This window comes from Bdellovibrionota bacterium (assembly GCA_035292885.1).
Taxonomy (GTDB): Bacteria; Bdellovibrionota_G; JALEGL01; order JALEGL01; family DATDPG01; genus DATDPG01.
This window is the reverse complement of record DATDPG010000147.1, coordinates 1-6293: the sequence shown is the minus strand read 5'-3', so window position 1 is coordinate 6293 and position 6293 is coordinate 1. Positions and strand designations below refer to the sequence as shown.

The following is a 6293-nucleotide window of genomic DNA, read 5'->3' as shown; positions in this document are numbered from 1 at the left end:
GGGTCAATAAGTGAACCAGCTACCCGCCGATTTCCGGACGTCCGATTCGACCAAGTTGATTCCGATCAACGCCTTTTTTCCGTCGCGAAGAAAAACTTTCGGGGCCGCCGCGCCTCTTTTTTTCCAATCCGCTTCGAATGTTTGAGCGTCTTTCTCCGAATCCCAGACGCTGGCGAGGAGTAACGCATCTTTTTTCGGGCTGTTCAGCTCGATCAACCAAAAGCGATCACCGCCCCAACCTGCTCCGGCCGATCCGTTCGGGATGGAACCGTTCTTTGCCCCTAAAACAATATGCCAGCCGAATTCCCCCAGGACATTGCTCATCAGGACGTTCGAGCCGGGCGGCAATTTTCCATCAAGCAGCGTCTTGGAGATTTCAATCGGGGGATCGTTTCGGGCCAAAAACTTTGCGGGATGCAAGATCTGCTCGCTCGAGGCCGGCAACTTTCGAAAGGCCTCGTCCACCGATTTCCAGCCGCCGTTCATGCGAAGATGCCGAATGAACGCCGATCCCCGTACATAAGGGAACAGAACCCCCGCCAACAAAATTTGTGGGATATCTTTGAAACCGGTTTCCGCGAGTTTCTGTGACGCCAAACTCTGTTCCAACGCCGCCGTCATATCGGGCAGGTCGGTCATTCGCGCGCTCTGTCCTTTAAGGCTGAAGTCCATCATGACGCTGAACGCATCCCCTTCCAAGAGCGAATTGACCGCCAGCGTGCGATCATCGTCGTCCATGTTTCGCTTCATGAACTTCTTCAGCTCAAAATGCTGGTCCTGAAGGGCATGCGTCAGCTCGTGCACAAAGATCGGATCGCTGTCGGTCCCGCTGACCCAATCCGCAAGATAGAGCGACTTCGCCGTTGGATCGTAATAACCCGCCACCTGTTCCCGCATTAAACCGATCAACGATTGCCGATACGGAAACGACGCGTCCATAAGACCCAAGAGGACCAGTGTCCTTCGTTCGTATTCAATCTCCTGATCCTTATATTCTTCGGCGATGCGGCTTTCGATATAGGCTTGAATCTGTTCTTTCGACCTTTTGCCCGCCTCCACCGGCTTGCGAAATTTGAGCTCCCGCAACTCCGCAACGACCGGCGAAAGACGTTCCACGGTCGGATCCGTCCCCGGATCGGCGAAGACACAGAGGAGACTCCCGCCTAACAGAAGCCCAAAAGAAGTTATCCAAAATCGATTCACACCCGGACTCATTGCTCAGTTACTCACTCCCGCCAAACGCGCCCGCATCTCCAACACCGCTTCCACATAAGCCCTCGGAGCGTTGTAACGAGACAAAACTTCTTCCTTTGAAGCGCCCGTCTCGGTCGAACTCCATCCGATTTTCGCAAGTTCCCGAGCGATCAAGGGAATCATGTCTTCCCAATTCCAGAGATCGACCGGTCGTTCCAACATGTAATCCAATGCGACGGAAGGCAGAAACTGGCCGTAACCGATGGCGCCCGCCCACGAGCCAAAGACTTCGTGAACGTCCCAGTCCGCATGACTGCAAAGCCGCAAGAAAGACTTCAATTCGCCGTACCATCGATCGCCGACTTCCTGCGTTCGCTTGCTCCAGTCGACATCTTTCCAGTCGTCGTCCCGCGTCTTATCTTCGTCGGCTTCCACCTGGGCCAGGACGCGCGATTGGCCCGCAATCTCCCGCCCGATCTCGGGAATGCGAAGCAATGCCAGGCTGGCGAGCGTATCGAGCACCGAATATCTGCCAAGATACGTCCCGAAAGTCGTTTCAATCCAGATGATGGAAACAACGACTTCCCTTGGAACCGCGCTCTCCTTTTCCGCCTTGCCCAGAACCTCTTCGTGACGCTTGATAAATCTGCGGGCGTGCACGACATCCATCATGCTGATGCTCCGTTTTTTCATCGGCCGAACGATGCTCAACATCTTGGCCTTTACGGCGTCATCTCGAAACGAAAGGACGGACGGATCAAAGGGCGTCAACTCCGCGGCCGTCAGACCTTCTTTTTCCATCGACATTCGAAGTTCCTGAAATCCCTTTACGACCTCTTGGAGCTCGGCATGAATTTTTTGAGGAGCTTTCCCGGCGCACGAACAGAGAAAAGAGACGGCAATCCCCGCAAGCGAGAGAGCGACCCCCTGCCCAGTTCGCTTCCTTAGATTCATCCGCCGCCGGTCGGGTCAAACGCGATCTTCGGCAAAAACCTCGTGTAAGTGACCTCCGGCGACGCGTCCGGTTTCACCTTTTCCGTAAAAAGCGCCTTGAACTCCACCAGAAGTCTTTTCAAATCGATTCCCAGGTGACGGTCACCGTAGGGCGCTAGAAGATCACGGGCTTTCTGATACGTTTTGATCGCCATCGACGGGTCGTCGCTGGTCAGATGATAAAGCGCAACGGCCGCCTGGATGAGGCCGCTGTAAAAGTTCTTGTCGGCCCCGGCCTCGTCGAGCCACTCCTCCCCCAGCGTCGACTGAGCCGACATATATTTTCGCTTGTTGAAATATTCGATGAAAAGGAGATAACGGTCGGAGTGCGGCATCCGGGGACTCATTCTAACAAAGATAGGGAACGAATACAGCTAACGAGCCCCGATTATTCACATTGGGGCGCTAAGATCAAAATGAAGCGGCAAGAACGTGCAGCCTCAGTCTTCTTGTTTGCACATTTTCGAAAGGAATTTCATCGCGGGGGCATTCAATTTGACCTTCAGGCGCGCCAGCCAATTCTTTAACTTTCGAGGTTCAACGACATCCGCCCCTGGAGCCCGCAGCGCCACCTCACAATCCTCGATATCGGCGTCTGTGCCGCGGGAAAGTTTCAGGGCGCAAAAGAGAGTTTTCGAGGGCCGATAAAGCCTCCCACGGCGTCCTTTACGCACGAGAATCAGCTCCTCTTTCCACTTCGGCACCCGATATAGAAAAAAATCCGCAGCCGAATTCAAAGCTTCAACCGGAAGGCCCACTTTCTCGGCCGTTCGAAGCAATTGGAGCCGGCTTTCGGGCTTGCCATCACAACTGAACAATTCAATGTCCAGGGTCGCTCGTCGGCCGCCGAACTCAAGACGCGCGAGAGAACCCCCGAGAAGTACCCAGTCTCCCCCCTCTTCCTCAATGAGAATTCTCACGACTTTCTCAATCGTGCTCTTGTTCATTGATATGAATTATAATGAAGATCGTGAAACGTGCGATTCAAAAGCGACTTGAAGCGGCCCTAAAGACAATCGACTCCCCTTCGGAACGCGACCGGGTTGAAGCGTGGGGCTTTTTGATGGCTTGGAAGGATCATTTTCCAAAAACGTTTCCTTCGCGGGCGCCCTTTATTCCTCCGAAGAATCTTGATGCAGGGAGGCTCATCAAGCAGCGCCGCATCGCAATTGCGTGGCTCGCCAAACAGGTTCCCTGAATATGAGTTGAATAATTACGCGGCGATCGCGCTGCAGATTTCGGTGATGCGTTCGCGTTTGATCAGGCCCTCTTCTTCCAGAACGATGAAGAGAGCGTCCACGACCTCTTCGACAAACTGTGTGCCGCGCAGGGAGGCGACCTCTTTGACGATGTCGTCAATGTGCCAGGGTTCCTTGTAGGGGCGCTTGGAACTCAACGCTTCAAAAAAATCCGCCAAGGCGACGATCGACGCGAGAAGCGGAATCTCTTCGCTTTTCAGGCCCGAGGGATATCCCTTTCCATCGGGTCGTTCATGGTGATAGCGGGCAATGGGAGCCAGCTCCTTCAGCTGCGGGACTTTTTCCAATAAATCCCCTCCCCGTCCCGGATGCGTCATAATGATCTTGCGCTCCAGTTCGGTGAGACGACCCGGTTTCTTTAGAATGTCGTCGGGGATGCTGATTTTGCCGATATCGTGAAGAAGCGATCCTTCGCGAATCATCACCAACTCTTTTTCACTCAAATCGAATTTCCTGGCGATCTTCAACGACCATTTCGTGACGCGACCGGAATGCGCATGGGTGTGCCCGTCTTTATCGTCAATTAATTGAGCCAGCACACCGATCGTACCCACGTGGTACTCGGTCTTCACTTTTTCCAACAAGTGTTCTTGGACGGCGCTGACAAAAATCTGTCGGACGTCCGGGGCGGAGAAATTGACCGGCTTCTCCAAAAACTCCCAAAAGAGACGGCCGCGCACGGCTTCGATCGCCAATTTCTTGGTCGCATTACCTGTAATCATGATGCAGGTGAGCGTGGGCCGGATCTTCTTCGACTCCGCCGCGAGTTGGACGCCGGTCATGCGAGGCATGACTTGGTCGACCACAAGAACCGACAGATTCGATTCCTTGCGCACGATTTCCAGAGCCTCCACCGGACTCGAAGAGGTGACGATCTCAAACTGGTTTTCGAAATTGAGTTCGAAGCTCTCTAAGTTGTCAGGTTCGTCGTCGACATAAAGGAACTTTATGCCTTCAAAACGACGTTTGAATGTCTTCGGTTCTTTCAATTCAGCCTCGGAGGGATGAGGTATAGCAATTTTTGTACCTATATATTATATAAATATTTCAAATAAATAAACGATTATTTTATATATATGTAACTTTAGTACCGTAACTTTTGTAGACCTAGAACCAACTCCCCCACCCTCTCCCTAATCATTTCCATGGCTTATCCGTTCAGGCATGTGGCATTTCACATTTTTCGAAGATTCGATCGTAGCCAACTAAACTTCGATCTTATGCATGAGCGGTTCGTCCACGGCAATGTTCGGAGCTACTTTGGGAATGAGAAGCGTCACCGTGCTCCCCTTTCCGATTCCTTCGGAAACAATCTGGATTCGGCCTCCTAACTTGAGCTCAATGTAGTCTCGAACGAGATAGAGACCCAACCCCGTTCCCTTGCCCGGATCTTTAGTCGTAAAAAAGGGATCGAAGATCCGCGGCAACACTTCAGAAGCGATTCCGACGCCGTTGTCTCGAATCCGTATGGCGATCTGATTCCCCATGTCATTCGCATCGATTTTCAACTGTCCTGATCCGTCCTCCGGCAAAGCGTCCACGGCGTTGCCGATGATATTGACAAGCGCCTCGACAATCTCGTTGTATCCCTCGAACGCAAGATCTTCCAAACGGTTCAGCTCGACCGTGGCGCCCTTGCCTTTGATCCGGTCGGAGTGAAGCTCGAGCGCGGTCTTCACGCATTCGGCTAACTTAAATTGCATTCGATTTTTCGACCCGCTGGAATAACGATCCATGGATTGAATCAAAGAATCGGTTTCGTCATATCCTCGCCGGACGATTTCATGAATCCGTTTCAATTTCTCCAGGAGTTCGGTTCCACCGGTTGGATCATGTTTCTGAAGATCGCCCGCGGCTTCGAACGCCACGTTCCGATAGAGATCAAGGTTGTTTCCCATCTTGCCCATCCGGTTCTTCGCTTGATGCGCAATCCCGGCCGACAGTTGCCCCAGCTCACGTAGTTTGTCCACCTTCGAAGCCCAACGCGTGGTCCGATAGGAACTGATCTGCGCGCGAAGACGTGCCAACAGAACATCCCGGTGGAACGGTTTTGTGACGTAGTCGTTCGCTCCACTCCGCAAGAGCGACACCACCGTCTCCTCTTCGCCATGCGAACTCAACACAATGACCGGCAACGCCTTACGACGCGGTTCTTCTCGAACGGCGCGGATCAGCTCGTCCCCCCGCATCTCCGGCATCACGAGATCGGTCAATAGGCCGTCAAAGGCTCTCGCATTGAGTAGTTCCAACGCGCGTCTGCCGTTCTGAGCGAAGTGGACGTTAAATTCATCCGCCAACGCTTTCGCGATGATCTGAGCGATTTCCGGATTGTCTTCAGCCACAAGAATCGTCGGCCGTTCCGGATCTTCCGTCGTCGGCGCTTCGGGCGGATACGCAACATCCAAAGAGCCTCGAAGATCCTCTTTGCGCTCCGCTTCGGGTTCCGGGCGGTATTGGGAAAGCGATTCCACATCCTGCGACAACGGCAGCGCGACAACGAATTTAGAACCTCCGATGTCCGCTTCCTCCACCCAGATCTTGCCGTTGTGAAGCTCGACCATCTCCTTGGCGAATGAAAGGCCGATCCCGGAACCGCCATGCTCGCGCAGAGACGTTCGAGAAGATTGAAAGTAACGATCGAAAATTTGCCCCCGTTCTTCCGGGGGAACGCCCATTCCGCTGTCGCTGACTTCAATATAGAAACGTGCCTCATCCGTTCGAAGTCGAATTTGAATGAGATTTGCCGGGTTGGCGCGCCGCTCAGGGTCTTTTCGCCGGTCGGTGAATTTGACGGCGTTGCTGAGCAGGTTGTCGAAGACCCGCTCCATCTTTAGGACATCGATTGGG

Annotated in this window: 7 protein-coding genes; 1 reads left to right on the top strand and 6 read right to left on the bottom strand. The window is 53.3% G+C overall.

Annotated elements, in window-relative coordinates; all coding sequences use genetic code 11:
- Positions 1 to 3: 3 nt before the first annotated feature.
- The 4 genes from VI895_10875 to VI895_10860 form a co-directional block, all read right to left on the bottom strand.
- Entirely contained in the window at positions 4 to 1116 is a 1113-nt protein-coding gene (locus VI895_10875) for a hypothetical protein (GenBank protein ID HLG20302.1), read from the bottom strand.
- A 102-nt stretch (positions 1117 to 1218) separates the two neighbouring features.
- Complete coding sequence (locus tag VI895_10870) at positions 1219 to 2148, bottom strand: lytic murein transglycosylase (protein ID HLG20301.1); 930 nt, start codon at positions 2146 to 2148, stop codon at positions 1219 to 1221.
- Positions 2145 to 2534 (bottom strand): DUF309 domain-containing protein, encoded by a 390-nt coding sequence (locus VI895_10865; protein ID HLG20300.1) that lies wholly within the window; start codon positions 2532 to 2534, stop codon positions 2145 to 2147. Before VI895_10865 ends, VI895_10870 begins: the two co-directional genes overlap by 4 nt.
- A gap of 93 nt (positions 2535 to 2627) precedes the next feature.
- Positions 2628 to 3134, bottom strand: coding sequence for a hypothetical protein (locus VI895_10860; protein HLG20299.1), 507 nt, complete (start codon positions 3132 to 3134; stop codon positions 2628 to 2630).
- A 23-nt stretch (positions 3135 to 3157) separates the two neighbouring features.
- On the opposite strand from VI895_10860, the gene VI895_10855 reads away from it, so the two are divergent.
- Positions 3158 to 3385, top strand: a complete 228-nt coding sequence (locus VI895_10855; protein ID HLG20298.1) for a hypothetical protein — start codon at positions 3158 to 3160, stop codon at positions 3383 to 3385.
- A gap of 15 nt (positions 3386 to 3400) precedes the next feature.
- Here VI895_10855 and VI895_10850 read toward each other — a convergent pair whose 3' ends face one another.
- Both VI895_10850 and VI895_10845 read right to left on the bottom strand, forming a co-directional pair.
- Positions 3401 to 4435 carry an HD domain-containing phosphohydrolase gene (locus VI895_10850; GenBank protein ID HLG20297.1) on the bottom strand — a complete coding sequence of 345 codons (1035 nt, stop codon included), beginning with the start codon at positions 4433 to 4435 and terminating at the stop codon, positions 3401 to 3403.
- 216 nt (positions 4436 to 4651) lie between these two features.
- The coding region (locus tag VI895_10845) for an ATP-binding protein (GenBank protein HLG20296.1) at positions 4652 to 6293 on the bottom strand (1642 nt) is incomplete at its 5' end.